The organism is Nonomuraea sp. GTA35 (genome assembly GCF_041950525.1).
Taxonomy (GTDB): Bacteria; Actinomycetota; Actinomycetes; order Streptosporangiales; family Streptosporangiaceae; genus Nonomuraea.
In genome coordinates, this window is the sequence record NZ_JBGNUV010000004.1 from 495,772 (window position 1) to 521,728 (window position 25,957).

The following is a 25,957-nucleotide window of genomic DNA, read 5'->3' on the forward strand; positions in this document are numbered from 1 at the left end:
AGAGCACACGATGCGCAGCAAGACCGGCTCCGTGCTGGCCGCGCTGGCGGCTCTGGCCGCGGCGGTGTTATTCGCCACCGCGACGGCCACGGCCAGCGCCGCCCCCATCAGGATCATGCCCCTGGGCGACTCGATCACCGGATCCCCCGGCTGCTGGCGGGCCCTGCTCTGGAACCGCCTCCAGAGCGCCGGCCACACGAACATCGACTTCGTCGGCACCCTCCCGCCGCAGGGTTGCGGGGTGGCCCACGACGGCGACAACGAGGGACACGGCGGCTACCTCGCGACCAACGTGGCCGCCCAGAACCTGCTGCCCGGCTGGCTCTCCGCCACCCGGCCCGACATCGTGCTGATGCACTTCGGCACCAACGACGTGTGGAGCAACATCGCGCCGGCGACGATCCTCGGCTCCTTCACCACGCTGGTGAACCAGATGCGTTCCAGCAACCCGAACATGAAGATCCTCGTCGCCAAGATCATCCCGATGAACCCGTCCTCCTGCGCCGAGTGCGCCCAGCGCACCGTGAACTTCAACAACGCCATCCCCGCCTGGGCCGCCGCGACCACCACCCCCCAGTCGCCGATCGTCGTGGTGGACCAGTGGACGGGCTTCAGCACGAGCACCGACACCTACGACGGGGTGCACCCGAACGCCTCGGGTGACCAGAAGATGTCCGACAAGTGGTACCCGGCGCTGGTGGACGCCCTGGCCGGCGGCGGCACCGCCACGCCCACCGTCACCACCACCACGCCTCCGCCCCCCGGTGGGTGCACGGCCACGTACCAGACCACCGGGCAGTGGCAGGGCGGCTTCCAGGGCGAGGTCACCGTCACCAACACCGGGACCACGTCCAGGTCCGCGTGGACCGTGGCGTGGACGTACGCGGGCGGTCAGCAGATCACCCAGCTCTGGGGCGGCACGCTGAGCGCGAGCGGGTCCTCGGTGACCGTGCGCAACGCCTCGTGGAACGGCCTGCTCGCGCCCGGGGCATCGACCACGTTCGGCTTCCTGGGCTCCTGGAACGGCACGAACACCGCCCCCACGCCTAGCTGCTCGTAACGGGGGGCTTGTTGCCCGTGACGGGGGGCTCGTCGCCCGTGACGAGGGCTTCGTCGCTCGTCACGGGCGCCAGGCGGGGCACTGCCAGCCGTACGTAGTCGTCGGTGGCCAGCGCCACGGAGCGGTCGAGCCTGGCGGCGTTGAAGTACAGCTCGGGGTGGTCCAGCAGGGAAGGATCGGCGACCAGCTCGAGCCGGGGATCGTAGCTGAACGGCAGCACGGTCCCGCTCACGCTGCCCGCCAGCTCCTCGGCCTTCTCCGTGCCGGCGAAGGCCACGTACGTGCCGCCCAGCAGCGCCTTGACGGCCTGCAGATCGAGCCGGGCGTCGCCGGGCACGACGGCCAGCACGTACCGGGTCTGCTTCTTGCCGATCTTCACCATCACGATCAGGCACTTGGCGGCCTGCGAGACGTCGTGCCCGCGCAGCGCGCTGACCAGCTCGGTCCGTCCCTCGGGCGCGTGGTCGATCAGCCGGTAACGCGCTCCCGCGGCGTCCATGTCGGCGATCAGGCGCTCGTAGGCGGCGTACGGCTCACCAGTCACTGCTCAACAACTCCTTCGCCGCGGCGATCCGGCCTTCGTCACGCTGGTAGAACACCCACTGCTTGATCTTCCGGCCACGGATCAGGCCCGCCTTGGCGAGCACCTTGAGATGCTCGCCGCATGTCGGCTGGCTCACACCCAGCTTCTCGGCGATGAACAGCGAGCACACGCCGTCACGGACGAGATCTCCGTCGCGCTGCGGCCGGAAGTGCCGCTCGGGCTCGCGCAACCACTCCAGGATCAGCAGCCTCTTGTCATTGGCGAGCGCTTTGACCAGATCGACGTCCAGCACGCCGCCATTATGGCAATGAGCTAATTACCTGTCTACCTTCTCTATCGGGAGGCCTGCACCACAGGCACCCCTTCACTGGCCTGCACCAGGACGAACCCCTGCCCCCTGAACGCGAGCTGCATGGCCTCCCCGCTCCCGCGGCCGATCAACGCCCCCACCTTCATCGTCCGGTTGACCCCGACCTGCAGCCCCGCACTCCAGCACACCGCGGACTGCCCGTCCGCGAACGTCGGCATGCGCGCCACGTCCAGCAGCACCGGCGTGCCGTGCGTGGTCACGGCCACCCACCCCGTGCCCGTCACCGTGGTGTTGAACAGCCCGCCGGCAGCCACCCCGGCCCCCTGGACCCGCTGGATGTCCCAGGAGAGCTGCGGCTGGAAGGCCAGCAGGTTGCGCCCGTTGACCGTGATCCCCTCGTTCTCCAGGTAGAACAGGTGGATGTCGTCGGCGTTGTCGGCCAGGTAGAGCAGGCCCTCACCGCGTACCCGCATCAGCGAGGCGCCCTCGCCCGTCATCGCCTTCTTGAACATCTTCCCGAGCCCGCCGGAGCCCTCGTAGTCGAAGTCCATCTGCCCCTGGAAGGCGACCATGGACCCCTGCTTGGCCAGCACCTCGTGGGGCAACTGGACCCGCAACATCTTGCCGTTCTCCAGCGCGAACCCCGGAGGCAACTGCTGAGGATCCAGATTCCGAAATATCGAGCTACGCACGTTCTCAACCCTTTCCTGGCTCTGACCTTGAAGTCTGGCTGCTCACGCCGACGACCGCCGGCCGCGGCGTACGCGAGAGTGCCGGTGGCAGGGCACCAAGCCCCGCTCACAGCCGCGTACGAGCCCCCTCAACCGAACGCATGACGCCCTCGGCGCCACAACCGTCCGTCACCGCCCCCGCCTCGTCGAGCAGCGCCACCGCATCGTCGCGCCGCCCTTCGTCGAGAGCGATTTGAGCCAATCCAACCAGGTTCGCCACCACCCCCGCCAGGAACCCGATCCCCCTGCGGAGCCGTACGGCCTTCTCCAGCCGCTCCCGCGCCTCCCCACCACATGCGCCGCGACGCCGAGGTCCGGAGTGCGACGAGAGCGTCAGCTCGTCACCGGCCCCCCTCGAGACCTCAGGGCACAACTTCACAGCCAGGAGCCGCCGACCCCAGGCCACCCAGGAGCCGGCAAGGGCCGGCCAGGAGGCGCGAGCCCGACCTACAGGTCCCGCCTGGTCCCGCCCCCCTCAGACCTCAACCTCAGTCCCGGGACCCGCTCCCCGCCAGATCCCGCACGACCTGGATCAACTCAGCAGGATCGAACGGCTTGGTGAGATACGCGTCCACCCCGATCCCCCGCCCCCGGACCTTGTCGTCATCCTGCGCCCTCGCCGTGATCAGCACGACCTTGATGTGACTGGTGGCCTCCTCCGCCCGCAACCGCTGCGCCGTCGTCCACCCGTCCAGGAACGGCATCATCACGTCAAGCGTGATGACATCCGGCATGACGTCGAGCACCCGCTCCAGACAATCCTGCCCGTCCGTGGCGGTCACGACCTCGAACCCCTCCAGGTTCAGGTTCACCGCGATGAGCTGCCGGATGACCTCGTCGTCGTCTACGACCAGTACTTTCCCAAGAACCTCACCCACGGGCGCAAAGCTAACGTGTAGCGGCCTGGTGACGGGTGGTTTCGCTGGAAGTGTTCACGAGGCTTTATCTGGTGCCGAGTGGTGGTCAGATGCTGGTAGCCTTAACACTCGTTGAGCCCCCTTAGCTCAGGGGATAGAGCACCGGCCTCCGGAGCCGGGTGCGCAGGTTCGAATCCTGCAGGGGGCACACGATCTTGACCGGCGGTTTGGGCCGCTGACCAGGGCGAACATCGTACGAACGGGCGGGTCTCCAGTCTCACGGAGCCCCGCCCGTTCTCGTTGACGCTCACGGGTTGTGGGCCAGTCGTGGGCCATGATCGAAGCCGCGACCCAGGCATCGAAGGCCGGAGGTGCCCATGTCAGCTGTAGCTCCAAGACTCGATCGAGTTCATGGCTCATGGCGGACCTGTCGGCCCTCCAGACGCCGATCGCCTACAGCTCGATGCTGGTCCGCTTGTGGCTAACTGGTCCTGCCCGTAAGTCCTTCGGGGGTTAGTGGCTGAGGTAGAGATCGCAGGCACAGTCGAGGGCTTCTTGGGGCGTGCCGGCGGACATGCCGGTGGGCAGGATCTGGTTTTCGTACTTGCCGCTGCTGGCGAGGTAGAGCCCGAACCCCCAGATGGAGGCCGATCCGCCGTAACGGAGCCGGATGAGGGGCAGGCGGTGACCGTCGGCGAGTTCGCCTTCGACGTAGGCGAACCGGCCGTGGTAGCGGACGTGCAGTCCTGCCAGTTGAGGCCAGCAATCACGGGCGCGCTGGCGCAGCCGCTGGGTCAGGGAGGTCTTGGTCGACTCCGGGATGGCAGGCATGAGCCCCATCTTGCCGCCCGGCGTGTCGATCATGCCCGCAACGGTGGAGATCGCGCACAGTAGCAACGCCCCCGAAAGATCATGGTAAGTGTTCCGCGTGCCCGTCCCTCGCGCTCGCCAGATCGTCTTGACCGCCTCCGAACGACGGCGGTTCAAGAAGCTGGCGCATTCTCACACGGCCCCCTACCAGCAGGTCGTCCGCGTCCGGATCGTGCTGGACACCGCACATGGCTACTCCAACGCCCGCATCGCCCTGCGACAGCGGGTCCACCTCGATACCGTCCGCCGGTGGCGTGGCCGCTACGCCGATCACGGCATCGACGGGCTCAAGGACCGGCCACGGACGGGCCGGCCGCCCCGCTTCACCCCTGTACAGCGGGCCGAGGTCACGGCGTCGGCCTGCCAGTTGCCGGCCGAGACCGGGATGCCGCTGTCCCGACGGAGCAGCACCGACCTGGCCCGCGAAGCGGTCGGCCGCGGCATCACCGAGGTGATGTCCGCCTCGACCATCCGCCGGATCCTGGCCGCCGACGTACTCAAGCCCTGGCAGCACGCCTCCCGGGTGTTCATCCGCGACCCCGACTTCGCCACCAAGGCCGCCCGTGTACTCGGCCTCTACCAGCGCATCTGGAACGGGCAACCTCTCGCCGGCAACGAGTATGTGATCTCCTCTGATGAGAAGACCTCGATCCAGGCCCGCTGCCGCTGTCACCCCACCCTGCCGCCCGGCACCGCCCGGATGATGCGCGTCAATCACGAATACGACTGCGGCGGCGCGCTGGCCTACCAGGCCGCCTACGACGTCCACCAGGCCCGCGTGTTCGGGCGCTGCTCGCCCGAAACGGGCATCATCCCGTTCATGGACCTGGTCGAGCAGGTCATGACGCAGGAACCATATGCCTCCGCCCGGCGGGTGTTCTGGGTCGTGGACAACGGTTCCTCCCATCGTGGCAAGGCGGCCGCCGACCGGCTCACCGCGCGGTTCCCCAACGCGGTGATGGTCCACACCCCCGTGCACGCGTCCTGGCTGAACCAAATAGAGATCTTCTTCTCCATCGTGCAGCGCAAAGTTGTCACACCCAACGACTTCACCGGTCTTGACCAGGTCGAAGACCGACTGATCGCCTTCGAGCGTCGTTACAACTAGACCGCCCGGCCCTTCACATGGAAGTTCACTCCGGCCGACCTCGAGGACCTGATGGTCCGGATCGAGCGACACGAACAGAAAGAGCACCATTCCCAGCAGCCCGCTGGCTGCGGCAACCAGCCTGCCGCACTGCAAGCAACCGCGTGAACCCTCGAATGACTTACGAACTGGACCACTAAGACGCTGACACTCGCGTTCACAACGCAACCGGGGGACACCCGAAGGTGAGCGCTCCAGTGTCAATATAAGCGACGGTCTCCACGAGCCAAGGGGAACCGACGTCAGCGGGCGGCACACTCACCGATTCTCATCCACGCGAGCACGCCCGAAGGGCGGATCTGGATCTAAGCGCTGTCGCTCTGTGAACTCTTCGGCCCACCGGCGGAACGCGGCATCGAGGTCAATAAGCGTTCGGTCAAGGTCAAAGAGGGGAAGGCGCTGCACGCCGCTGATCTTAGATCCCACAGGAGGTCGAGGCGCGAGGACTCCAACCGCCTCCGCGCCGGTTCATGGCGCAATGCGAGAAGGCCGGAGCGTTGACAGGCCCGCAGCGAACTACGGGCCTGTCACACACACACACAACCGTCGCGTTCCTACCCCGACTGCGGGCTGACCGCGACGGGTTTATCGGTCGCGGTATTTACTACGGTCCGGTTGCCCAGCGGTTCCCGCAACCGGAGTTGCACCGAATGCCCATACGCGGTCAGCATGCTGTACGTCGGTTCTTCCCAAGGCCACGGGCGATCGCAGATATCCTCCTCTACGAGAACGCCGATGACGACCGTCGACGGATTCTTCTACCAGGGTGTCGGTCACGCGCTCGCACGGTTCGGGGTTCGAGGGCGGGCGGCTAAACATGACCTGCACAGTCAGCGTCTGTCCGTCGGGCGAAAGTGTCACATTTTTGACCTCGCGCCACTCTGACGTACTGCATCCCGCCGCAACCAGTAGGACGCCGGCCACTGCCAGTGCTCTGCTCGCCAGCCCGGCCCTGAGCATGGTCATCAAGCCTGCCCTCGCTTACTTGCGCTTCATGACGTCGCCACCGTACGAGTCTCGAACCGTAGTGATGTCGGTGAAGGTCACATAGCAGTCGAACAGGGTGGAGGTACCGCTGCTCACGATGCCCTTGGCGACCACGGATCCGTCGGATTGGAAGGTGTGGTGCCGAACAGGCGGGAGGCGAACTTGTCGGTGGTGCCGCGCAGCTTCGGGCGGGCGATGGTGATCGGCCCTGAGGTGGTCTTGACGGTGGTCGGGCAGTGCCCGTTGCGGTAGCCGGGCCGCAGCGTGCTGTCCTGGTCGCTGCCGCCGGTACCGGTGATGGTGGAGGCGCGCTGGTAGCGGGCGCGGCCGAGGAAGGCGTCCACCTCGGCTTCGACGGCGGTCTGGATGATCAGGCGGGCGCCGAGCCGGGCGACGTCCTCGATGACCTCGACCAGGTCACGGCCTTCGGTGAACAGGGCGTCGATCTCGGCGCGGATGGCTTGGACGGGCGGTAGTGTGCGTGCCACGAGCGGAGGTCCTTGCGTTGTGCGAACTTTGGTCGGTTCAGCACGGCAACCTACGCTCGTTCACTTTTACACCGCATCTCGGACGCGACCGAGTCGGCGCCGCGCCACCAGGTGTCCGCCAGCCCGGCGACCTCGGCGACCGCGATCGCTGGTGGCGCGATCGGCACCAAACACGTCGCCGTCAGTTCAGCAGCTCGTCGTGCGAGTTCTCCCACTCGTCGAAGAACCATTCGGGCCGCCGGGTGAGCATGCCGTCCTTGTCGACTCGGGGACGGAATGACCTACCAATCATTCGTCATGACACGCAGCGACCCACCTTTGAGTGTGAGCCATTCTTCGAGCGCAGCACCGGAGAGCTCGCGGGAAATCCCATTTTCAACGATCACCACAGGCCCGAAAACGGACCCAGATGCACCAACGAGCTTGGTGTTTTGATCCAAGGTGACCATGAATGAATTTTCTTGGAACACAGCATCACTGAGATCTGCGGAACGAAGATCTACCTCCAGCAACGAAGAACCCATGAACTGCGTTCCGCGACAACTTGCCCCTGATGCGTCAACACCACAAAGAGACGCCTTCACCATGTTCGCTCCATCAAGGATAGCCCCTCGCATGACCGCGTCATCAAGGTTGACTCGCACCAACGAGCATTCCGTCAGGTCCGCTCCGCTGAAGTCGGCACCTTGGGCGTCCGAGCGGTACAACTCCGCTCCTCTCAGCCGCAGATTCACCAGCTTTGCGCCGGTAAACCATGATTCGGAGAAGTCGCCGTGGGAGAGGTCGGCGCCGGAGAGGTTGAGCCCTACGGCGTCCAGGCCGCCCTCGCCAGCATCGATCCACTCGCGCACGCGCTGGGCTGCGATGCCATCCTCAGGAGGGCTGGCAGGAGTCCAGTGATTACGGGTACCAGATGACATTGTCTTCAGCCGTTCTTGTCGACGATGCATTTGATGTCGTCAATCGCTGCCTGTTTCGCGTTTCTGCCATCCAGGATAACAGTGCGCTGTTTTATGGCGATCTGCTCGGACAATATTCTGATCCATCGACCATTGAGTGCTTTCCAACTTGCCTCGCGGAGCCGAAGGATAAGGATGGCCTTGGCGAGCCGGCCTGCGAGAAGAGGGCAGCAGCGTAGCTACATCGCGACGGTCGGGGCGAATCGACGCCGGTCAAGGCGTAGTACGCGCGGGATCCACGGCCGGACGAGGGCCGGCGCGGTCCTCCTCCGGCATCCGGATCGACGTCATGGCCGTGGCGCCGTGGGGCAGCGCGGAGCAGGTCGCCGACGCCGTCGTACGGTTGTGCTCCGACGACAGCCGATGAGCCACGCGCCAGACGTGCCCCGGACCACACGGCGTTCCGGCGATTCCCCAGACAGTGAACGCAGGGCGTCGTGCCACCGCTCAGTTCGCTGGTTGCAGGCCGGACAGGAGGTTGAAGGCTCCGGTCAGCAGGTTGAGGGTGACCACGCCGACGATCTCCGCGATGATGCGGTCGCTCCAGCCATGCGCCCGGAGGTCGGCGACATCCGCGTCGGTGAGGGAGGACGGCTCCGCCAGCACCCGTACGGCCACGGCGATCAGGGCCGCCTCCCTGGCGTCGGTGGACGTGCCCTGCCGGGCCAGCGCGATGTCGGCCTCGCTGAGCCCGGCCGCGCGTCCGGCCTCGACGTGCGCCTGCAGGCAGGTGCCGCATCCGATCCACTCCTGGACGGCGAGGGAGACCTTCTCGCTGAGGGCACGGGGCAGCTTGACCCGCTTCATGGCACGCGAGAAGTTCAGGTAGCCCTCGAGCAGCGCCGGCGAGTGCGCCATGGTGGCGACCATCTCCCCCACGCTGCCTCTTCTGTCGAGGATGTCGTTCAGCAGTTCCTTGGACTTGCCCGGTGCGTCGGCGGGCTCAAGCGGGACGAGACGTCGCATATGTCCTCCTCCGGACTCCCCGTGTACTATACCCCCCTACCGTATAATGGAGGAAGGCATGGAGCGACTGCTCGTTGACCATTTGTCCCACTGGCTCGGCGGCTGGCCCGCGGTGACCGAGCTGGACATCATCGGCGCGGACGAGCGAGATCATCCCGGCTGGGACGGCAAGTTCCATCCCGCGATCGGGGTGTCCAGCCCGGAGGCAGGTGTGTTGTCGGTCCCGCCACACGCCGCCACGGCCGTGGCGGAGCAGTACGCCGAGGACAAGGACCTCGCCGTGCTGGGGCCGCGGATCCCCGCCATGGTGGGCTTCCCCGAGCGCGGCTGGTTCACCGCCGTCTACCGGTGGACCACCCGCCCCGAGCCCCTCCCCGACGCCGGCACCTGGATGGCCGCGGACGCCCCCGGCGTACCGGGATGGCTGCTGCCGTTCGGCGGGGACGTCCTGGTGGCAACGGACCCCGCGACCGGCGAGCACCTGGCCGGGGTGGGGATCAAGCGGCACGACGCCTACGGGCACGAGCTGGCCGTGGTGACCGCTCCCCCGGCCCGGGGCCGGGGCCTGGCCCGCCGGCTGGTCGCCCAGGCGGCCCGGCGAGTGCTGGACGAGGGCGCCCTGCCCACCTACCTGCACTCCCCCGCCAACCTGGCCTCCGCCGCGGTGGCCGAGGCCGCCGGCTTCCCCGACCGGGGATGGCTCGCCTTCGGCGCCACCGAAGCCCGTTGATCACGCTGCCGGCCGGGCGCACTTGACTCCGGCATGGACGAGAAGACGGCCTGCCTGATGGAGTCGGCGTTGAAGTGTCCGGTGCCGTGGCCATGGCGCGGGGTCAGGAGCGCCAGAGCCGGCGGCTGGGGTGTGGTCCGCCAGAACGGCCGGGGTCCGCCATATCGGCGCCGGCGGACCCCGGTGCCCAGATTCTCAGGAGCCCGCGACGGCGCAACCGGCCGCTTCCACGGCCACGCGGACCCGTTCCTCGCCGACAGGACCATCAGTCAGGATGCTGACCCGCCCCTCGGCCGGATCGACCTCCACGCCGACGACTCCCGGCACCTGGATGAGCTCCGACTTGATGGCGGCCACGCAGTGATCGCACGTCTCCGGGGACAGGCCGGTGATGCGATAGGCGACGAGGCTGTAGGCAACAGTGATCAAGGGATCCCTCCTTCTGCTTCACGGCGAGGTACTCCGCCGCGTCAGAACAGATCGTGCTGCACGAAAAGGCCAGCGTGGAGGTATCAGACGCTTCCGGATCACGACATGGCGGAAACCGGAACCTTTGCCACACAGGGCTGAATATGTCACTGTTCAGCGTCGAGCCAGCGCCAGGAAGGGAGTTCGGTGGTGGACGGGGAGCCGCCTGCCGCGGATGACAGTGTGGCGCGTTCCTTGTACGCCCGCATGCGGCACCGAGGGGAGTCGTTGCCCGAGGCCGCCGAGCAGATGCGCCTGGCGGCGGCGGACATCGACCGGGCTCGCTCCGAACTCGTCCGGCTCCAGCTGCTGAATCCTGAAACGCAGACCGCCGCCGACGTCGCCACCGCGCTCAACCGGAGCCTGCAGAGCAGCCATCGGCTGCTCGACAGCCTGGTGGAGCAGCACGTCAGGACGGCTTCGCTGGCCAAGCGTTATCTCGGCCTGTCCGGGCCGGCAGACAGCCGCGCGCATGTCGAGTTCTTCCCCTGGCCCGACCGCCGCGAGCATCTGTCCGAGCGCATTGATGAGCTGGCCGAACAGGCCGAGCACGAAGTGCTCGGCATGCACCCGGTCGCACCGTGGACACGCCAGTCGCTGGAGGCCGGCCTCGCCCGCAGCGAGACCACCGCCCGCAACGGTGTACGGCTGCGCGCCCTGCACGCGCAGATCGCCCTGTCCAACCCGCTGATCCGTGAATTCATGGGTGAATGGCGAAGGTGCGGCATCGAGGTGCGGGTCACACCCGTGATCCCCACGCGCATGCTCGTCTACGATCGCCACATCGCCGTCGTACAGGCCGATCCGGAGTCCCTGCAGGCCGGCGCCGTGCTGATTCGCGGCGGCAGCGTGGTGAAATCCTTGGCGGCGATCTACGACTACTGCTGGACGACGGCCTCCGAGCCCGAGGACGTACCACGGTCAACTGATGGCGTCTCGCTCACCGAGCAGCAGCTCGCAGTTCTACGCATGCTGGCAGCCGGTGCGAAGGACTCCGCCATCGCGCGCAGCATGGGCGTTTCGACGCGGACCGTCACCCGTCTGGTCGGCGAGCTGACGACGACACTGGGAGCGAGCAGCCGGTTCCAGGCAGGCGTACGGGCGGCACGACTCGGCTGGCTCGACCCCGGCTGACCGGCGAGCGACGGGACCGCCTCCCGCGCGGTTCACCCGTCCACGTCGAGGACGAACCGTCGGCGGCCAGTTCGGTCAGGAAGACGATCGGGTCCACCAGTTGCTCGATGTGGCGCACGCCGGCCGGCAGCCCCGGCAGGTGGCGGACGAGCAACGCGGCTGCGCGACCGGTCGCACGACTCTGTGAGTGCCCGCTGAAGGACGCCTGAGCCGCGCCGGCGCCTCGGCGGCCACCACCACCCTCGCCTCGGCCATCCGGAACGCGTGCGACCGGCTCGTACGTGAACTCCTCAAGCTCGCCAGAGACACGCCGCTCGCGGGGCTCCGGGCCGACGACATCGAGACGCGCGACGAGGGACTCTTCACCAAGGACGGCCGCGGAGCGACATACCAGCAGATCCTGGAACTGGCAGGCCGCGACCACGTCGAGGTGACCGGCAAGTCAGCACCGCCGTACCAAACCCTCAAACGGACCACCAGCACGTACGGCGCGCACTTCGCGGAGGTGCGGGCCGACGAGGACACCGCCGAGGTCCGCGTCACCCGCTGGGCCGGCGCCTTCGACGGCGGCCGCATCGTCAACGCCAGCCTCGCCGAACAGCACATCCCCACCCACGCCGACGTGCCCGGCATCGACGTGCGCTTCGTGGACCGGCCCGACCGCCAGACCCCTCTCGGCGCCAAGGGCATCGGCGAACTGGGCATTGTCGGGGTGGCGGCAGCCATCGCCAACGCGATCTACCACGCCACCGGCACGCGCGTCCGAACCCTCCCCATCACCCCGGACAAGTTGCTTTCGTAAGCACATGGGAGACCGTGAGCGAAGGCGTGTCCGGGCGTCCATCACGCCCGGACACGCCTGGCGCTCAGAGCCGGTCGAGGATCTTCTGCAGTTGCTCCACCTCGGCCTGCTGCGTGGCTTCGATGGTCTTGGCCAGTTCCTTCGCCTCCGGGTTCGTGCCGCTCGACTGCTCGGTGCGGGCCATCTCGATGGCGCCGTTGTGGTGGGCGATCATCTGCTGCGCGAACAGCTTGTCGAACTGCGCCCCCTTGGCCGCCTTGAGCTTCGTCATGTCCTCCTCGGACATGACGCCGGGCATGTCATGGCCCATGCCGCCCTCCGGCGCGGCCTTGCCCCACCCGGTCAGCCAGCCCTTCATGGTCTGGATCTCCGGGTCCTGGGCGGCCTTGATCTTCGCCGCGAGCTCCTTGATCTCCGGGTCGGCCGCGCGCTCAGGCGCCAGCTCGGCCATCTCGACCGCCTGCTCGTGGTGCGGGATCATCATCTGGGCGAACATGACGTCCGCGTCGTTGAACGTGGCCGAGGGCTGCGCGCCGGCGGTGGTGGCAGGCACGCTGCCGGCGCCCATTCCTTCGTGTCCGGCCATGGCGTCGCCGTTGCCGCCACAGGCGGCCACCAGCGCGAGTGCTCCTGCGGCGACGGCGACGGACATCTTGCGGTTGATGCGCATTGCTGTACGTTCTCTCGATCGTGTGGAAGGTTCGGGCCTGTTCGCGGGCAGGCCGGGAGCCTGTCCCGCGTGAGCCGTCGGCCTATATGCGCAACATCGAGAGAATCGCCAGGCGCCGGGAGGTGTGCTTCGGCGGAGGTCTGGCGACCTGGCCGGCGGACGTCCACGTCTCGCCCTCGCCATCGCCACGCCGCCCCGCTCTGGCCCAGGTCGCGATCAGCAACAGGACCACGAACGTCATGAGCACGGCCAGGCAGACGTCTGTGGGGTCGAACCCGGGCATCTTGCCGTCGGGGACGAAGGCCTCCATGCCCGCGGGAACCACGGCAACGGCAGCTGGAGCGGCCTGCATGTCATGTGCGGCAGAAGAGCCGCCGTGCCGGCCGTCCAGGTGTCCGAGGGTGTGCATGCCGCAGACGCCCAGGGCGAGGGCCACGAGCAGGACGGCCCGCAGCGCGTGCACTGCACGACGCTGCCACATAGATCCCACCACCCCTCGCAGACCTTCGGCACGTCACGACACTTGCCAGTGTACTAACGCGACTCGTAGTACCCACCAGGAACCAGCATCGCCATCGCCGGAGCCTCGCTGGCAGGTCTCCGCGCGTTCCAGGCGCTGCGGCGTGAAGGATTCGACGGCACGATCACCCTGGTGGGGGCCGAGAAGCACCTGCCCTACAACCGCCCCCCGCTGTCCAAGAGCATGCTGAGGGGCGACGACGAGGTCACGCTTCCCGGTGCCGAGGAGCTCGGCGACCGATGGCTCAAGGGCCGCCATGCCGTACGGCTGGACACCTCGAAGCGGCGACTGATCCTGGACGACGGCTCGGAGGTGCACTACGACGGCCTGATCATCGCCACCGGCGCACGCCCGCGACGGCTGCCCGACGCCCCCGAGGGCGTGTACACCCTGCGCACCGTCGAGGACTCCCTGGCGCTGCGCGCGGAGCTGGCCGCGAGGCCCGGCAACGTCGTCGTCATCGGCGGCGGCTTCATCGGGGGCGAGGTCGCCTCGACCGCTCGCGCCCTCGAGCTGGGCGTCACGCTCGTGGACGCATCCCCGTACCCGATGCGGAACGTCCTGGGCACCGAAGCCGCACGCTGGCTGGCCGGCCATCACCGGGACAACGGCGTCGAACTCGTCAGCGAGAGCCGCGTGACCGGGTTCGACGGCAACGGCAGGGTGACGGCGGTGCGCCTGAGCGACGGCCGCACACTGCCCGCCGACCTGGTCATCGCCGGCATGGGCGTGGTGCCGAACACCGACTGGCTGGACGGCAGCGGCCTGACGGTGAACGACGGGGTGGTGTGCGACGAGCGCCTGTTCGCCTCGGGCGCGCAGGACGTGGTCGCCGCCGGCGACGTCGCGCGCTGGCCGCACAACCTGTACGGGGGCACGCTGGTCCGCATCGAGCACTGGTCGAACGCCAACGACCAGGGTGCCGCCGCGGCGCTCAACCTGCTGGCCGGGCCGGAGAACGCCAAGCCCTTCGCCGACCTGCCCTCCTTCGCCACCCACGTGCACGGCGCGCGCGTCCAGACCGCCGGCCTGCCGCATCTCGCGGACGAGAGCCGCATCGTGACCGGGGACCCGGGCGAGGGACGTTTCGCCGTCGCCTTCGCCAAGGACGGCGCGCTCGTCGGCGCGGCCGCGGTGAACGCGCCCAAGGACCTGATCCGTATCAAGCGCGCCATCGCGGCCGGCGATGGCCTGAGTTCCCTGGCGTGACCAGCAGGCACTCCTGGCCACGCATCTACGATCACCGGTAGCATTTGGGCAGACCGCGGGTGGAGGGACGATCAGATGGTGCGTGGCCTAGGGGAGCTCGAGTCCACGATCATGGATCACATGTGGGCCGTCAAGCGTCCGGCCTCGGTCAGAGATGTCCTGGAGCATCTGCAGCAGGAGCGCACCCTCGCCTACACGACGGTCATGACCGTGATGGACAAGCTGCACACCAAGGGCCTGCTCAAGCGCCAGCCGGTAGGGCGCGCCTACATCTACGAGGCGGTGTCGTCCAAGGAGGCCTACACCGCCGATGTGATGCGCGCGTCCCTGGCCTCGAGCGGCAACAGGGCGGCCACGCTGGTCCACTTCCTCGAGCGCCTGACCCCGGAGGAGGCCAGCGCCTTGGAGGCGGCGCTCCAGGTGTATCCGCCGCGGGGACGCAGCTCATGATCGTGGCGATCGTCCTGGCCCTGTACGGCCTCTTCGCGGCGCTGGCGCTGCCGAAGGTGCTCAAGCGGGCCTCCTGGGCCGACCGCGCGCCGCGACTGGCGATCGCCATGTGGCAGGCGGCCGGAACGTCGGTGATCGCCTCGGCGCTGTTGTCGGCGTTCGCCGTCGCCGTGCCCGCCTCCGTGGTGGGGCACGGCCTGGCCGACCTGTTCGAGGCCTGCGCCGCGCTGCTCCACGACGAAGCGGCCCTGAACTCGGCCGGCACCCGCGCGAGCATCGCCATCGCCGGGCTCCTCCTGATCAGAGTCGCCTGCACGGGCGCCGCCGTCCTGCTCCGTGCGCGCCGCGAACGTCGGCGGCACGCCGAAGCGCTGTCGCTTCTCGGCAAACACGACGGCGACCTCGACGCGCTCGTGGTGGACTACGACGAGCGTCTGGTGTACTGCCTGCCCGGCAGGAAGGGCCATGCGGTCATCACCACCGGCGCGCTGCGCTCGCTCGCCCCCGAACAGGTGGCCGCCGTGCTCGCCCACGAACAGGCGCACCTGCGGGGGCGGCATCACCTGGTGCTCGCCGCCGCCGAGGCCCTGGCTCGGGCATTCCCTCGCGTGCCCCTGTTCGAGCAGGCCCGCGTGGAGGTCGCGCGCCTGGTCGAGCTGCTGGCCGACGACGTCGCGGCACGCCGCCACCAGCGCATCCACATCGCGACCGCGCTGGTCGGGCTCGCGACGGGGAAGGTGCCGTCGTTCGCACTGGGCGCGGGCGGTGAGACGGCACTGACGCGTGTCCGCCGGATGCTGCATCCGCAGGCGCCGCTCGGCCGGCGGGAGCGCATCGCCGGGCTGGTTGCGGTTGCCGCGCTGCTCGTGGGGCCTGCCACGCTGGCGGCGGCACCGGGCGTGGCCGCGTTCCTCGCCCATCACTGTCATTCCTTCCTGACCCTCTAGCTACTACGACGGACGATAGTAGTAAGTTGTAGACTCGCGACATGAAGTTCGCGGGACAGCGGCTGCGCATGGGTGTGGCCGGAATCGCACTGGGCGTCACGCTGACCGCCTGCGGCCAAGCGGCACAGGAGCCGGGCGGCACGGCCACTGCGGACCTGGGCATCGGACATGTGCACGGACTCGGCGTCGACCCGGCCGATGGAGCCCTCTACGTGGCGGGCCACCACGGGCTGTTCAGGATCACCTCGCCCACGGCCGCCACCCGGGTCGCCGACCGCGACCAGGACCACATGGGCTTCACCATCATGGGCCCGAAGACGTTCCTGGCGAGCGGGCACCCCTCGGCAGAGGACGTCTCCCCCGAACGACCGCCGCATCTCGGCCTCATCAAGTCGACGGATTCCGGGCTCACCTGGAAGACCGTCTCGGAAGGCGGTTCGGCCGACTTCCATTCCATCCAGCCCGCCGGCGACAACCTGTACGCCTACGACAGCCAGACCTCGAAGGTCTGGCGCAGCATCGACGGCGGCGCCACCTGGACGAAGGGCACCGAGGAGAAGGTGATCGACCTCGGAGCGAGCGCCGAGCAGGCGTCCCGCATCTACGCCACCACCCCCGACGGGCTGAAGGTCAGTGAGGACGGCGGGCTGAACTACGACGACCTCACGAAGGCTCCCCCGCTCAGCCACGTCGACGTCCTGCCAGGCGAAGTGCTCGTGGGCGCCGGAGCCGATGGCCGGGTACACATCAGCCAGGACTCCGGCGAGACGTGGTCGGCCGCCGGAAGGCTCCCCGCACAGGCTGCAGCCTTCGCCGCCGTGGACCGGCAGCACCTGCTGGCAGCCCTGGAGGACGGCACGGTGCTGGAGTCCAAGGACGGCGGCAAGACCTTCACCACCGCCTACTCGCCGACGGCAAAGTGATCCGTCGGGAAGTGGCCGAGGCCGACGTAGCCGCACAACGCTTCTACGAGCGGATCGGCGTCATCCTCGTCTCCGAGAAGATCGGCCGCCGGCAACCGAGGTAGCCCACGCTCCGCCTGGCCCAGCGGTACCCGGCCACGCCTGCTACCTACGTGACGAAACGCAGGTCAGGAACGCACCAGCCTCGCGATGGCGTCGCTGGCCTCCTTGACCTTCGCCTCGGCCTCCGGGCCACCCTGCCGGGTCGCTTCGGCGACGCAGTGGGCGAGGTGCTCCTCCAGCAGGGCCAGGGAGAACGACTTCAGCGCGCTGGTGGCAGCGGATATCTGAGTCAGGATGTCGACGCAGTACGTGTCCTCCTCGACCATGCGCTGCAGGCCACGGATCTGCCCCTCGACACGGCGCAACCGGGTGATGTGGTTCTTCTTGCCATGGCTGTATCCGGCCATTTCCGCCCCTCCATCGGCGCCACCGCCCATGACCTTACCCCTCAGCGGTATGTGGGACCGCATCCAAGATCACCATGACCGAGCGGTGGGCGGCATCCTCGGACGGCAACTCCCTGGCCGCCGTGACCGCGTGCAAGCAAGAGGCCGCGAGTTCGTCAGGGACCACGTCTGCGCGGAAGGCGCCTTCCGCCGGCAGGTCTCGCAACATGCCGTGAAGCTGCTGCTGGGCGCGGCCCACCTGCTCGTCGCGGTGCAGGAACGCCACGAGCGCGCCACCCCCGTGCCCGCGAGATCGCCCCGAGATGTGCGCGTATGCCCCCCAGTACGGCCCGTAGCCGGGCGGCGGGCTCGCCGGCCTGATCCCGTACCAGTGCCAGGTGTTCGAGGTGGCCTGTGATCTGCCGTTCGTGCCAGGCGAGCAGGATCGTTTCGACGTCAGGGAGGTACTTGTACGGCGTCGCACGGCCGATGCCGGCCCTCTCCGCGATCTGGGACCTCGTGACCGATCGCACTGGCCGGCGTCGAGGGATGGCTCCACGCCGTTCGACGCGGAGCCATCCCGCTCGTGTTACTTGAAGCGGCGCAGCCGGAGGCTGTTGGTGACGACGAAGACGCTGGAGAACGCCATCGCCGCTCCCGCGATCATCGGGTTGAGCAGGCCGAGGGCGGCCAGCGGCAGGGCGGCCACGTTGTAGGCGAAGGCCCAGAACAGGTTGCCCTTGATCGTTGACAGCGTGCGGCGCGAGAGCCGGATGGCGTCGGCCGCCACCCGCAGGTCGCCGCGTACCAGGGTCAGGTCGGAGGCTTCGATGGCGGCGTCGGTGCCGGTGCCCATGGCCAGCCCCAGATCCGCCTGGGCCAGCGCGGCGGCGTCGTTGACGCCGTCGCCCACCATCGCCACCACCTTGCCCTCGGACTGCAGCTTCTTGACCACGTCCACCTTGTCGGCGGGCAGCACCTCGGCGATCACCTCGTCGATGCCCACCTCGGCGGCGACGGTCCTGGCCACGGCCTCGTTGTCGCCGGTCAGCAGCACTGGCGTCAAGCCGAGGGCCCGGAGCTGGGCGATGGCTTCCTTGCTGGTGGGCTTGACCACGTCGGCCACGACGAGCACGGCGCGGGCCTTGCCGTCCCAGCCGACCGCCACCGCGGTGCGGCCGGCGGCCTGGGCCTCGTGCAGGTCCCGCTCCAGATCGGCGGGCAGGTGCTGGGACCACTCCTGCAGCAGCCGGGGGCGGCCGACCAGCACGGCGTGGCCGTCCACGATGCCCTGGACGCCCAGCCCTTCGACGTTGGCGAAGTCCTCGGCCGCCGGGAGGTCGCCGACGCGGGCGGCGGCACCCTTGGCGACGGCCTGGGCGATGGGGTGCTCGGAGGCGTGCTCCAGTGCGCCGGCTAGGCGCAGCACCTCTTCCTCGTTCTCGCCCTCGGCCACGTGGACGGCGGTCAGGGTCATCTTGCCCTCGGTGACGGTGCCGGTCTTGTCCAGCACGACCGTGTCGATCCGGCGGGTGGACTCCAGCACCTCCGGCCCCTTGATCAGGATGCCGAGCTGGGCGCCCCGCCCGGTGCCCACCAGCAACGCCGTCGGCGTGGCCAGCCCCAGCGCGCACGGGCAGGCGATGATCAGCACCGCCACCGCCGCGGTGAACGCCGCCCCCACCCCGTCGCCGGTGCCCAGCCAGAAGCCCAGCGTGCCGAGGGCCAGGGCGATCACGATCGGCACGAAGATGCCGGAGATACGATCGGCCAGCCGCTGCACCTGCGCCTTGCCGGTCTGCGCCTCCTCCACCAGCCTGGCCATCTGAGCGAGCTGCGTGTCCGCGCCGACCCGGGAGGCCCGCACGATCAGCCGCCCGCCCGCGTTCACCGTCGCCCCGGTCACCGGATCACCCGGCCGCACCTCCACCGGCACCGACTCACCGGTCAGCATCGAGGCGTCCACCGCCGAGGTGCCCTCCTCGATGACCCCGTCGGTGGCGATCTTCTCGCCCGGCCGGACGACGAACCGGTCCCCGCTCTTGAGCTGCTCGACCGGGACGCGCCGGCCGTCGGCCAGCTCGACGTCCTTGGCGCCCAGCTCCATCAGCGCCCGCAGCGCCGCCCCGGCCCGCCGCTTGGACCGCGCCTCGAAGTACCGGCCGGCCAGGATGAACGCCGTGACGCCTGCCGCGGCCTCCAGGTAGATGTTGCCGGAGCCGTCGGTGCGCTCGATCGTGAACGCGAACGGGTGCGTCATCCCCGGAGTGCCCGCCGTCCCGAAGAACAGCGCCCACACCGACCAGCCCAGCGCGGCGATCGTGCCGAGCGAGATCAGCGTGTCCATGGTGGCCGCGCCGTGCCGCAGGTTGGTCCAGGCCGCCTTGTGGAACGGCCAGCCCGCGTACACCACCACCGGCGCCGCCAGCACCAGCGACAACCACTGCCAGTTCGTGAACTGCAGCGGCGGGATCATCGCCATCGCGATCACGGGCACGGCCAGCACCACGGAGGTGATGAGACGGTTGCGCAGCGGCTGGAGCTCGTCCTGCGGCTCCTGCTCGGCCCTCTCGGCTCGGGGCGGGGCGGGCAGGGCCGCGGTGTAGCCGGCCTTCTCCACCTCCGCGATCAGCTGCTCCGGGGCGACGCCTTCGGGGAAGGTGACCTTGGCCTTCTCGGTGGCGTAGTTGACCGTGGCGGTCACGCCGTCCAGCTTGTTCAGCTTGCGCTCGATACGGTTCGCGCACGACGCGCACGTCATGCCGCCGATCGAGAGTTCGACCGCGTGCTGCCGGTCATCGGTGACCTGGGACATCACCGTTCTCCTTCCTCTCGCTCAGTGGCTGTGGCCGTCGTCGCCGTGCCCGGTCGGCGTCGGCGAGGGTGTCGGCGTCGGGAGCTGCGGTCGCTCGCCCGCGCCCAGCGTGAAGTCGGCGGTACGGACCTCGCCCTCGTGCTGGAAGTCGAGGAACAGCCGGTAGTCGCCGGTGCTGGGCACCTCGGCGTGGAAGACGATCTCGGGGCCGGCCTTGGTCCTGCCGTCGCCGGGCTCCCCGTCCGGGTGGACGTGCAGGTAGGCCAGGTCCCTGGCGCGCAGGGCCACCAGATGGCCGTAGGCGCCGAGGTAGGGCTGCAGGTCGGTGACCGGCTTGCCGTCCTTGCTCACCTTGAGGGTGAGCTTGCTGGACTGCCCGGGCGTCAGGTCGCCGTCGAGGGTGACCTCGTAGCCGTCGACCTTCACCGTGCGGCTCTCCTCAGGGAGCGCCTCCGGCTGGTAGTCGCCGGCCACGGACAGGTCGGCGCCCAGGGTCAGAGCGCTGCCGCCTGTCGCCGTGAAGTCGGCGAAGGCGCGGTACGGGCCGGCCTTGGGCAGTGTCAGCTTGACCGACCAGACGCCGTCGGGCGCCATCTCCGGGTGCACGTGCTGGAAAGTCTTCAGATCGCGGGAGGCGACGATGAGGTGCAGCTTCTTGTCGTGCTCGACCTGGAAGCCGGTGACCGGCCTGCCGTCGGGGCCGGTCACGGTGAAGCGGAAGTCGGCAGGCTCACCGGGCTTGATCGTCGCGGTGAGCGGGTTGAGGGTGTAGCCGTTCTCGGACACCTGGAGCCCCCCGGGGGTATCGTCCTTCGCCTGGGCGGTGGCGTGTTCTCCGTGTCCCGCGCTCGCGCTCGCCGTGGGCATGGCCATGGCGGCGTGGTCCTCGGCCGGAGGTGCCCCGACCGGGCCGACCGCCTTGCCCACACCCAGGGCGCCGCCGAAGACGACGGCCAGCCCCAGGACGTACGAGCCGAGCTTCGTCGCGGTGTTCACTGGTTCGCCACTTCGTAACCGGCCTCCTCGACGGCGGCGACGATCTTCGCCGCGTCGACGGGGCCGTCACTGTCCACGGTCAGCAGGCCGGTCGCCAGGTCCACCTCGACGCCGGTGACACCGGCCACCTCGCCGACCTCCTCCTTGACCGAGCTGACGCAGTGACCGCAGGTCATGCCCTTGACGGTGTAGGTGGCGGTGCTCATATCAGTCTCTCCTTCAATCCGTGGGTCAGTCAGGAACGAACAAGTCGTGCGATGGCGTCGGAGGCCTCCTTGACCTTGGCCTCCGCCTCCGGCCCGCCCTTCTGCGTGGCCTCGGCGACACAGTGGGCCAGGTGCTCCTCGAGCAGCGACAGGGAGAACGACTTCAGCGCGCTGGTCGCCGCCGACACCTGCGTCAGGATGTCGATGCAGTACTTGTCCTCTTCGACCATCCGCTGCAGGCCGCGGACCTGCCCCTCCACGCGGCGCAGGCGCATCGCATGATCCTGCTTCGTACCGGTATATCCGGCCATGTCCACCCCTCTCCTAGGTCAACCGCTCGTGACAACACCATACCCCCCTATGGTATTCCTGACAACCGACGGCGGCCCATCGGCCGCCCGGTGAGACTTGAGGAGTTCGACATGCCCCACGCGATCCGCAGGCCAGGCATCCTCGGCGGGACGTCGCTGGCCGTCTTCCTGGCCGCCGTTCACTTCGTCAACGACGCGATCACCGCGATGCTCGGAGCCCTGCTGCCGACCTTGCAGGCCCGTTTCGATCTGGGGCCCGTTCTGCTGGCCCTCATCGTGGCCGTCTACTCGATCTCGTCCTCGGTCACCCAGCCGTTCTTCGGCGCGGTGGCAGAGGATCGCAGCCTGCGCCTGGTCGGAGCAGTGGGCGTGCTGCTGGCCTCGCTGTTCCTGAGCCTGATCGGCGTCGCGCCCGCCCTGGTGGCGGTCTTCGCCCTCCTGATCATCGGCGGCATGGGGTCGGCGGCGCTGCATCCCGTGGGCACCGCGGTAGCCGGCGGCCCGACCGTACCGAACCGAACCCTCGGCGTGGGCCTGTTCACCGCCGGCGGGATGATCGGGTTCGCTCTCGGGCCGGTGCTGATTCTCTCCATCGTCTCGGCCTTCGGCGTCGATGCCACCCCGTGGCTGATGGTGCCGGGCATCGCGGTCGCCGCCCTGATGTTCGCCCTGCTGCCCGACTGGGAGTCCCATGGCCGCAGGCCGCTGCGGGCGCTCTTCCGGCTACGCCTGCTGCGCGGCCCCGTCGGCGGGCTGACGCTCGCGGCCGGCCTGGCGAGCCTGGCCTTCGTCACCTTCACCAGCTCGGTCCCCATCTGGCTGGTGAACGAGCACGGCCTGCCGACCGACGACGGGCTCATCGGCTGGACGCTGGCGGCGTTCTCGCTGGCCGCGGGGCTCGGATCCCTGCTCGGCGGTGTGCTGGCGCCCCGTCTCGGCCGCCGGTCGGTGCTGGCGGGCTCCCTGGGCATCGCGCCCGTCCCGCTGATCGCGGCCCTGAGCCTGGAGCCGGGCGGCGTCCCCTACTTCATCGCGACCATCCTGGCGGGCGCCCTCCTGTACGTGGGCAGCCCGATCACCGTGGTCCTCGCACAGGACCTCGCGCCCGGCGCGCCGGCAAGCGCGGCCGGCATGGTCCTGGGAGTGTCGGCCGCCCTGGCGGGCGCGCTGTACGTCGCCTTGGGCCGGCTCCAGGAACTGGTCGGCGTAGGTGCCGGGATGGCCGTCGGCTTCGGGCTGGCCGGCCCTGCGGCACTGATCGTGCTGGCGGTGCTGCGGCGGCACCCGGAAACAGGACGTTGATCCCGCGGGCTTGACAGATACCCCCCGGTGGTATTTATTAGCCCTCGCACATACCCCCTAGGGGTACATGAAGACTGGAGAATCCCCATGTCCACACCATCCCCCCGGCGCTGGACCGCCCTGGCCCTGATCGCCACAGCCCAGTTCATCGTGATCATGGACACGTCGATCATCGGCGTGGCACTGCCCCGCATCCAGCAGGACCTCGGCTTCTCCCAGGAAAACCTGTCCTGGGTCTTCAACGCCTACGTCGTCGCCTTCGGCGGCCTCCTCCTGCTGGGCGGCCGCCTGTCCGACCTGCTCGGCGCCCGCCGCCTCTTCAGCGCCGGCTGGCTCATCCTGCTCGCCGGCTCCCTGCTGGCCGGCATCGCACCCGAAGTGTGGGTCGAGCTGACCGGCCGCGCCGTCCAAGGCATCGGCGCCGCGCTGATCGCCCCGTCCGCCCTCACCCTGCTGATGATGCTGTTCGGCCACGACCCCAGGGAACTGACCAAAGCCCTGGCCCTGTACGGCGCCGCCGCCCCCGCCGGCGGCACCGCCGGCGTCTTCCTCGGCGGCGTCATCACCGAATACCTCAGCTGGCCCTGGGTCTTCTACATCAACATCCCCATCGCACTCATCGCGCTCGCGGCCACCGGCCCCCTGATGCCCGCCGCCCCCGCAACACGCGGCTCCATCGACGTGCTCGGCACCCTGACCGTCACCCTCGGCCTCGGCGCCGCCGTCTACGCCATCGTCCGCGCACCCGAGACCGGCTGGGGCTCCACCCAGACCTGGATCACACTCGCCGTCGCCGTACTGCTGCTGGCCGCGTTCGTCACCGTCCAGGCCCGCCGCCGCGAACCGCTGATGCGCCTGTCCATCTTCCGCACCCCGAACCTGGCCGCCGCCAACCTCACCCAGCTCCTGCTGGGCGGCGCCTGGATCCCCATGTGGTTCTTCCTCAACCTCTACCTGCAGCAGGCCCTCGGCTACAGCGCCTTCCCCAGCGGCGCCGCCCTGGTCCCGATGACCGTCCTCATCATGATCGGCATGATCGTCCTGGCGCCGCGAGCCATCGGCCGCTTCGGCCCCAAGCCGACCACGGTCACCGGCCTGCTCCTGCTCACCGCCGGGATGGCCTGGCTGTCCCTGATCAGCCCGGACGGCAGCTTCACCACCGACGTCCTGCCCGCCAGCCTGCTCGCCGCCCTCGGCATGTCACTGGCCTTCATCCCCTCCCTCGGCACCGCCATCTCCTCCGCCCGCCCCGAGGAAGGCGGCCTGGCCTCAGGCATCGTCAACACCAGCTACCAGGTCGGCTCCGCGCTCGGCCTGGCCGCGATGACCGCCGTGGCCTCGGCCAACGGCGCCGACCAGCTCGGCGACCTGCCCGCCCTCACCAACGGCTTCTCCGCCGCCTTCATCGGAGCCGCCGCCATCGCCCTCGCCGGCGCCCTGATCGCCGCGGCAACCCTGCGCACCCGCACCGGCGCGCCCGCCGACGAGGTCACCGCCTCCCGCGGCTGACACCTCAGAACGCAACGCGGCAGACGAGTCGCTGATCGCTGACACGGCTGCCCCGGCTCTCCGTAGCGGGACCTGCCGGCGAAGCAGCCAAGACGAAAGCGCCCCCGTGATCACCCATGTGATCACGGGGGCGCGTCACGGGCGAGCGAGCGCGTGCAGATGCTCGGCCAGGCCCAGCGGCGAGCGGGTCATGACCGAGGGCCCATGCCGGCGAAGACTGCTTGGAGCACGCGGTCGAGGTAGGCGGGCGTCAGCGGCTCGTGGGTGATGAGCAGCCTGTAGTACAGCGGTCCTGACAGGATCTCGAAGGCCAGGTCCAGGTCGACATCGGGGGCGAGCTGCCCTTGCTCCTGGGCGGCCTTGAGGCGGGCCAGGGTGTCGGCCGTCTGTGGCCGGATGAAGCGTTCGATGAGGGCGGCGGCGACTTCGGGGCTGTGCTGCGCCTCTCCGATCAGGTCTCGGTACAGCGGTCCCCACGGCGGCCGGGCCAGCAGGTCGACGGCCCGGTGCATGACCTCGCGCAGGTCGGCCATGATGTCGTCGGTGTAGGGATGCTCCAGGCCTGTGGTTCTCGAGCTGAGAACCGCGTCGAGGAACAGCAGGGCCTTGGAGGGCCATCGGCGGTAGATGGTGTCCTTGCCGACGCCGGCCCGGGCGGCGACCGCCTCCATGCTGAGCTTGGCGTAGCCGGCCTCGAGGGCCAGGTCCAGGGCGGCCTGCATGATCGTTGCGGTCCGGTCGTCGGAGCGGCGGCGGGCGTTCATGATTCCATCATAACGGGACAGGACGTTTGGTTTGACAACGAAGGAATGATTCCGGCACGCTCTGGGCAATGCCATACGGGACGACCAGTCCCGTTATCGGGCTGAAGAGACATACGTGGGTGGACTCGCGCCACCCGTGAGACAGCCTTCAGAAAGGGGAGATTCGTGACCCCCGCTGTTCCCACCGATCCGACCGTGGTGCATCCCATGCCCGGACAGCCGCGTCTGGTGCTGCTGAAACCGCTGATCACCTCACCGCTGATCGAAGTCGGGGAGTTCTCCTACTACGACGATCCGGACGATCCGACCGCCTTCGAAGCCCGCAACGTGCTCTACCACCATGGGCCGGAAAAGCTGATCATCGGGAAGTTCTGCGCGCTCGGCGAGGGCGTACGGTTCATCATGAACGGCGCCAACCATCGCATGGACGGCCCCTCGACGTTCCCTTTCCCGATCATGGGCGGCTCCTGGGCCGAGCACTTCGACCTCATCACCGGCCTGCCCGGGCGGGGTGACACCATGGTGGGCAACGACGTCTGGTTCGGCTACCGGTCCCTGGTGATGCCCGGCGTCCGCATCGGGCACGGAGCGATCGTCGCCTCCGGGGCCGTGGTCGTCGACGACGTGCCCGACTACGGCATCGTCGGCGGCAACCCGGCCCGGCTCATCCGCCGCCGCTACAGCGACGCCGACATCGCCCGCCTCCTCGCCGTGGCGTGGTGGGACTGGCCGCTCCAGCACATCACCGAACACGTCCGCACGATCATGTCCGGCAGCATCGACCATCTGGAGAACGCGCGCCCGCGCCCCGGAGCCGGTGATCCGCTCGCCTCCAGCCCTTCACAGTTCCAGCC

General features: G+C 69.0%; 32 protein-coding genes, 1 tRNA gene and 1 pseudogene. 14 read left to right on the forward strand and 20 right to left on the reverse strand.

Features of this window, described 5'->3' with window-relative positions; translation table 11 throughout:
• Positions 1-10: 10 nt before the first annotated feature.
• Positions 11-1,060, forward strand: a complete 1,050-nt coding sequence (locus ACBJ32_RS20750; RefSeq protein ID WP_375128095.1) for a cellulose binding domain-containing protein — start codon at positions 11-13, stop codon at positions 1,058-1,060.
• Here ACBJ32_RS20750 and ACBJ32_RS20755 read toward each other — a convergent pair.
• The 5 genes from ACBJ32_RS20755 to ACBJ32_RS20775 all read right to left on the reverse strand — a co-directional run bounded on the left by ACBJ32_RS20755 (position 1,047) and on the right by ACBJ32_RS20775 (position 3,523).
• Positions 1,047-1,604: a YbaK/prolyl-tRNA synthetase associated domain-containing protein gene (locus ACBJ32_RS20755; protein WP_375128096.1), complete on the reverse strand. Its 558-nt coding sequence runs from the start codon at positions 1,602-1,604 to the stop codon at positions 1,047-1,049. The two genes, ACBJ32_RS20750 and ACBJ32_RS20755, sit on opposite strands and share 14 nt — an antisense overlap.
• Positions 1,594-1,896, reverse strand: a complete 303-nt coding sequence (locus tag ACBJ32_RS20760) for a winged helix-turn-helix domain-containing protein (protein ID WP_357889054.1) — start codon at positions 1,894-1,896, stop codon at positions 1,594-1,596. Before ACBJ32_RS20760 ends, ACBJ32_RS20755 begins: the two co-directional genes overlap by 11 nt.
• A 41-nt stretch (positions 1,897-1,937) precedes the next feature.
• A complete protein-coding gene (locus ACBJ32_RS20765) occupies positions 1,938-2,606 on the reverse strand; it encodes an AIM24 family protein (protein WP_357889057.1) in 669 nt (222 codons plus the stop codon).
• A gap of 106 nt (positions 2,607-2,712) precedes the next feature.
• Entirely contained in the window at positions 2,713-2,847 is a 135-nt protein-coding gene (locus ACBJ32_RS20770) for a hypothetical protein (RefSeq protein ID WP_375128097.1), read from the reverse strand.
• 286 nt (positions 2,848-3,133) lie between these two features.
• Positions 3,134-3,523 (reverse strand): response regulator, encoded by a 390-nt coding sequence (locus ACBJ32_RS20775; RefSeq protein ID WP_357889063.1) that lies wholly within the window; start codon positions 3,521-3,523, stop codon positions 3,134-3,136.
• Between the two features lie 115 nt (positions 3,524-3,638).
• Between ACBJ32_RS20775 and ACBJ32_RS20780 the strand changes: the two genes are divergently transcribed.
• Positions 3,639-3,710, forward strand: a tRNA-Arg gene (locus ACBJ32_RS20780).
• A 305-nt stretch (positions 3,711-4,015) separates the two neighbouring features.
• Here ACBJ32_RS20780 and ACBJ32_RS20785 read toward each other — a convergent pair.
• Entirely contained in the window at positions 4,016-4,366 is a 351-nt protein-coding gene (locus ACBJ32_RS20785) for a hypothetical protein (RefSeq protein WP_375128098.1), read from the reverse strand.
• Between the two features lie 64 nt (positions 4,367-4,430).
• Here ACBJ32_RS20785 and ACBJ32_RS20790 point away from each other — a divergent pair, with 64 nt between their 5' ends.
• A complete protein-coding gene (locus tag ACBJ32_RS20790; protein ID WP_375128099.1) occupies positions 4,431-5,480 on the forward strand; it encodes an IS630 family transposase in 1,050 nt (349 codons plus the stop codon).
• Positions 5,481-6,598: 1,118 nt separating this feature from the next.
• On the opposite strand, the gene ACBJ32_RS20795 is transcribed toward ACBJ32_RS20790, so the two are convergent.
• From ACBJ32_RS20795 to ACBJ32_RS20805, 3 genes are all read right to left on the reverse strand, one after another.
• Positions 6,599-6,994: a hypothetical protein gene (locus ACBJ32_RS20795; RefSeq protein WP_375128100.1), complete on the reverse strand. Its 396-nt coding sequence runs from the start codon at positions 6,992-6,994 to the stop codon at positions 6,599-6,601.
• 181 nt (positions 6,995-7,175) lie between these two features.
• Positions 7,176-7,286, reverse strand: a complete 111-nt coding sequence (locus tag ACBJ32_RS20800; protein WP_375128101.1) for a DUF3696 domain-containing protein — start codon at positions 7,284-7,286, stop codon at positions 7,176-7,178.
• A complete protein-coding gene (locus tag ACBJ32_RS20805) occupies positions 7,276-7,845 on the reverse strand; it encodes a pentapeptide repeat-containing protein (RefSeq protein ID WP_375128102.1) in 570 nt (189 codons plus the stop codon). Before ACBJ32_RS20805 ends, ACBJ32_RS20800 begins: the two co-directional genes overlap by 11 nt.
• Positions 7,846-7,907: 62 nt before the next feature.
• Between ACBJ32_RS20805 and ACBJ32_RS20810 the strand changes: the two genes are divergently transcribed.
• A complete protein-coding gene (locus ACBJ32_RS20810; RefSeq protein ID WP_375128103.1) occupies positions 7,908-8,132 on the forward strand; it encodes a hypothetical protein in 225 nt (74 codons plus the stop codon).
• Positions 8,133-8,400: 268 nt separating this feature from the next.
• Here the strand turns inward: ACBJ32_RS20810 and ACBJ32_RS20815 are convergent, their stop codons facing one another.
• Complete coding sequence (locus ACBJ32_RS20815) at positions 8,401-8,919, reverse strand: carboxymuconolactone decarboxylase family protein (RefSeq protein ID WP_375128104.1); 519 nt, start codon at positions 8,917-8,919, stop codon at positions 8,401-8,403.
• Between the two features lie 58 nt (positions 8,920-8,977).
• Here ACBJ32_RS20815 and ACBJ32_RS20820 point away from each other — a divergent pair, with 58 nt between their 5' ends.
• Positions 8,978-9,649: a GNAT family N-acetyltransferase gene (locus ACBJ32_RS20820; RefSeq protein ID WP_375128105.1), complete on the forward strand. Its 672-nt coding sequence runs from the start codon at positions 8,978-8,980 to the stop codon at positions 9,647-9,649.
• A 195-nt stretch (positions 9,650-9,844) separates the two neighbouring features.
• On the opposite strand, the gene ACBJ32_RS20825 is transcribed toward ACBJ32_RS20820, so the two are convergent.
• A complete protein-coding gene (locus ACBJ32_RS20825; protein ID WP_375128106.1) occupies positions 9,845-10,078 on the reverse strand; it encodes a heavy-metal-associated domain-containing protein in 234 nt (77 codons plus the stop codon).
• A 267-nt stretch (positions 10,079-10,345) separates the two neighbouring features.
• Between ACBJ32_RS20825 and ACBJ32_RS20830 the strand changes: the two genes are divergently transcribed.
• Positions 10,346-11,251, forward strand: a complete 906-nt coding sequence (locus ACBJ32_RS20830; RefSeq protein WP_375128107.1) for a LuxR C-terminal-related transcriptional regulator — start codon at positions 10,346-10,348, stop codon at positions 11,249-11,251.
• A gap of 187 nt (positions 11,252-11,438) precedes the next feature.
• The gene (locus tag ACBJ32_RS20835) at positions 11,439-12,053 is read left to right on the forward strand and encodes a molybdopterin cofactor-binding domain-containing protein (RefSeq protein WP_375128108.1); all 615 of its coding nucleotides are present in this window, start codon (positions 11,439-11,441) and stop codon (positions 12,051-12,053) included.
• 64 nt (positions 12,054-12,117) lie between these two features.
• On the opposite strand, the gene ACBJ32_RS20840 is transcribed toward ACBJ32_RS20835, so the two are convergent.
• A complete protein-coding gene (locus tag ACBJ32_RS20840) occupies positions 12,118-12,723 on the reverse strand; it encodes a DUF305 domain-containing protein (protein WP_375128109.1) in 606 nt (201 codons plus the stop codon).
• A gap of 82 nt (positions 12,724-12,805) precedes the next feature.
• A complete protein-coding gene (locus ACBJ32_RS20845) occupies positions 12,806-13,204 on the reverse strand; it encodes a DUF6153 family protein (RefSeq protein WP_375128110.1) in 399 nt (132 codons plus the stop codon).
• A gap of 93 nt (positions 13,205-13,297) precedes the next feature.
• On the opposite strand from ACBJ32_RS20845, the gene ACBJ32_RS20850 reads away from it, so the two are divergent.
• From ACBJ32_RS20850 to ACBJ32_RS20865, 4 genes are all read left to right on the forward strand, one after another.
• Positions 13,298-14,452, forward strand: a complete 1,155-nt coding sequence (locus ACBJ32_RS20850) for an NAD(P)/FAD-dependent oxidoreductase (protein ID WP_375128460.1) — start codon at positions 13,298-13,300, stop codon at positions 14,450-14,452.
• 75 nt (positions 14,453-14,527) lie between these two features.
• Complete coding sequence (locus ACBJ32_RS20855) at positions 14,528-14,902, forward strand: BlaI/MecI/CopY family transcriptional regulator (RefSeq protein ID WP_375128111.1); 375 nt, start codon at positions 14,528-14,530, stop codon at positions 14,900-14,902.
• Positions 14,899-15,849: a M56 family metallopeptidase gene (locus ACBJ32_RS20860; protein ID WP_375128112.1), complete on the forward strand. Its 951-nt coding sequence runs from the start codon at positions 14,899-14,901 to the stop codon at positions 15,847-15,849. Before ACBJ32_RS20855 ends, ACBJ32_RS20860 begins: the two co-directional genes overlap by 4 nt.
• Positions 15,850-15,890: 41 nt before the next feature.
• Positions 15,891-16,772: a F510_1955 family glycosylhydrolase gene (locus ACBJ32_RS20865; RefSeq protein ID WP_375128113.1), complete on the forward strand. Its 882-nt coding sequence runs from the start codon at positions 15,891-15,893 to the stop codon at positions 16,770-16,772.
• A 167-nt stretch (positions 16,773-16,939) separates the two neighbouring features.
• Here the strand turns inward: ACBJ32_RS20865 and ACBJ32_RS20870 are convergent, their stop codons facing one another.
• The 6 genes from ACBJ32_RS20870 to ACBJ32_RS20895 all read right to left on the reverse strand — a co-directional run bounded on the left by ACBJ32_RS20870 (position 16,940) and on the right by ACBJ32_RS20895 (position 21,528).
• Positions 16,940-17,221: a metal-sensitive transcriptional regulator gene (locus ACBJ32_RS20870; protein ID WP_357889126.1), complete on the reverse strand. Its 282-nt coding sequence runs from the start codon at positions 17,219-17,221 to the stop codon at positions 16,940-16,942.
• A gap of 34 nt (positions 17,222-17,255) precedes the next feature.
• Positions 17,256-17,486: a hypothetical protein gene (locus ACBJ32_RS20875; RefSeq protein WP_375128114.1), complete on the reverse strand. Its 231-nt coding sequence runs from the start codon at positions 17,484-17,486 to the stop codon at positions 17,256-17,258.
• A gap of 303 nt (positions 17,487-17,789) precedes the next feature.
• A complete protein-coding gene (locus ACBJ32_RS20880; protein WP_375128115.1) occupies positions 17,790-20,015 on the reverse strand; it encodes a heavy metal translocating P-type ATPase in 2,226 nt (741 codons plus the stop codon).
• Positions 20,016-20,036: 21 nt separating this feature from the next.
• A complete protein-coding gene (locus ACBJ32_RS20885; RefSeq protein ID WP_375128116.1) occupies positions 20,037-21,011 on the reverse strand; it encodes a hypothetical protein in 975 nt (324 codons plus the stop codon).
• Positions 21,008-21,217, reverse strand: coding sequence for a heavy-metal-associated domain-containing protein (locus ACBJ32_RS20890; RefSeq protein ID WP_375125692.1), 210 nt, complete (start codon positions 21,215-21,217; stop codon positions 21,008-21,010). Before ACBJ32_RS20890 ends, ACBJ32_RS20885 begins: the two co-directional genes overlap by 4 nt.
• Before the next feature lie 29 nt (positions 21,218-21,246).
• On the reverse strand, positions 21,247-21,528 hold the full coding sequence (locus tag ACBJ32_RS20895; RefSeq protein ID WP_357874241.1) for a metal-sensitive transcriptional regulator: 282 nt from the start codon (positions 21,526-21,528) through the stop codon (positions 21,247-21,249).
• Between the two features lie 111 nt (positions 21,529-21,639).
• Between ACBJ32_RS20895 and ACBJ32_RS20900 the strand changes: the two genes are divergently transcribed.
• Positions 21,640-22,830: an MFS transporter gene (locus ACBJ32_RS20900; RefSeq protein ID WP_375128117.1), complete on the forward strand. Its 1,191-nt coding sequence runs from the start codon at positions 21,640-21,642 to the stop codon at positions 22,828-22,830.
• Positions 22,831-22,917: 87 nt separating this feature from the next.
• Positions 22,918-24,339, forward strand: coding sequence for an MFS transporter (locus tag ACBJ32_RS20905; RefSeq protein WP_375128118.1), 1,422 nt, complete (start codon positions 22,918-22,920; stop codon positions 24,337-24,339).
• A gap of 188 nt (positions 24,340-24,527) precedes the next feature.
• Here the strand turns inward: ACBJ32_RS20905 and ACBJ32_RS20910 are convergent, their stop codons facing one another.
• On the reverse strand, positions 24,528-25,103 hold the full coding sequence (locus ACBJ32_RS20910) for a TetR/AcrR family transcriptional regulator (RefSeq protein ID WP_375128119.1): 576 nt from the start codon (positions 25,101-25,103) through the stop codon (positions 24,528-24,530).
• Between the two features lie 207 nt (positions 25,104-25,310).
• On the opposite strand from ACBJ32_RS20910, the pseudogene ACBJ32_RS20915 reads away from it, so the two are divergent.
• Positions 25,311-25,901: pseudogene (locus tag ACBJ32_RS20915) on the forward strand (CatB-related O-acetyltransferase); the annotation flags it as partial.
• Positions 25,902-25,957: the final 56 nt, after the last annotated feature.

Excerpts from the sequence above, each read along its gene's own strand:
- ACBJ32_RS20750 (WP_375128095.1), top strand. The coding sequence starts at position 11 with ATGCGCAGCAAGACCGGCTCCGTGCTGGCCGCGCTGGCGGCTCTGGCC.
- ACBJ32_RS20785 (WP_375128098.1), bottom strand. The coding sequence starts at position 4,366 with ATGATCGACACGCCGGGCGGCAAGATGGGGCTCATGCCTGCCATCCCG.
- ACBJ32_RS20800 (WP_375128101.1), bottom strand. The coding sequence starts at position 7,286 with ATGATTGGTAGGTCATTCCGTCCCCGAGTCGACAAGGACGGCATGCTC.
- ACBJ32_RS20810 (WP_375128103.1), top strand. The coding sequence starts at position 7,908 with ATGACATTGTCTTCAGCCGTTCTTGTCGACGATGCATTTGATGTCGTC.
- ACBJ32_RS20815 (WP_375128104.1), bottom strand. The coding sequence starts at position 8,919 with ATGCGACGTCTCGTCCCGCTTGAGCCCGCCGACGCACCGGGCAAGTCC.
- ACBJ32_RS20820 (WP_375128105.1), top strand. The coding sequence starts at position 8,978 with ATGGAGCGACTGCTCGTTGACCATTTGTCCCACTGGCTCGGCGGCTGG.
- ACBJ32_RS20840 (WP_375128109.1), bottom strand. The coding sequence starts at position 12,723 with ATGCGCATCAACCGCAAGATGTCCGTCGCCGTCGCCGCAGGAGCACTC.
- ACBJ32_RS20845 (WP_375128110.1), bottom strand. The coding sequence starts at position 13,204 with ATGTGGCAGCGTCGTGCAGTGCACGCGCTGCGGGCCGTCCTGCTCGTG.
- ACBJ32_RS20855 (WP_375128111.1), top strand. The coding sequence starts at position 14,528 with ATGGTGCGTGGCCTAGGGGAGCTCGAGTCCACGATCATGGATCACATG.
- ACBJ32_RS20860 (WP_375128112.1), top strand. The coding sequence starts at position 14,899 with ATGATCGTGGCGATCGTCCTGGCCCTGTACGGCCTCTTCGCGGCGCTG.
- ACBJ32_RS20865 (WP_375128113.1), top strand. The coding sequence starts at position 15,891 with ATGAAGTTCGCGGGACAGCGGCTGCGCATGGGTGTGGCCGGAATCGCA.
- ACBJ32_RS20870 (WP_357889126.1), bottom strand. The coding sequence starts at position 17,221 with ATGGCCGGATACAGCCATGGCAAGAAGAACCACATCACCCGGTTGCGC.
- ACBJ32_RS20880 (WP_375128115.1), bottom strand. The coding sequence starts at position 20,015 with ATGTCCCAGGTCACCGATGACCGGCAGCACGCGGTCGAACTCTCGATC.
- ACBJ32_RS20890 (WP_375125692.1), bottom strand. The coding sequence starts at position 21,217 with ATGAGCACCGCCACCTACACCGTCAAGGGCATGACCTGCGGTCACTGC.
- ACBJ32_RS20895 (WP_357874241.1), bottom strand. The coding sequence starts at position 21,528 with ATGGCCGGATATACCGGTACGAAGCAGGATCATGCGATGCGCCTGCGC.
- ACBJ32_RS20900 (WP_375128117.1), top strand. The coding sequence starts at position 21,640 with ATGCCCCACGCGATCCGCAGGCCAGGCATCCTCGGCGGGACGTCGCTG.
- ACBJ32_RS20905 (WP_375128118.1), top strand. The coding sequence starts at position 22,918 with ATGTCCACACCATCCCCCCGGCGCTGGACCGCCCTGGCCCTGATCGCC.
- ACBJ32_RS20910 (WP_375128119.1), bottom strand. The coding sequence starts at position 25,103 with ATGAACGCCCGCCGCCGCTCCGACGACCGGACCGCAACGATCATGCAG.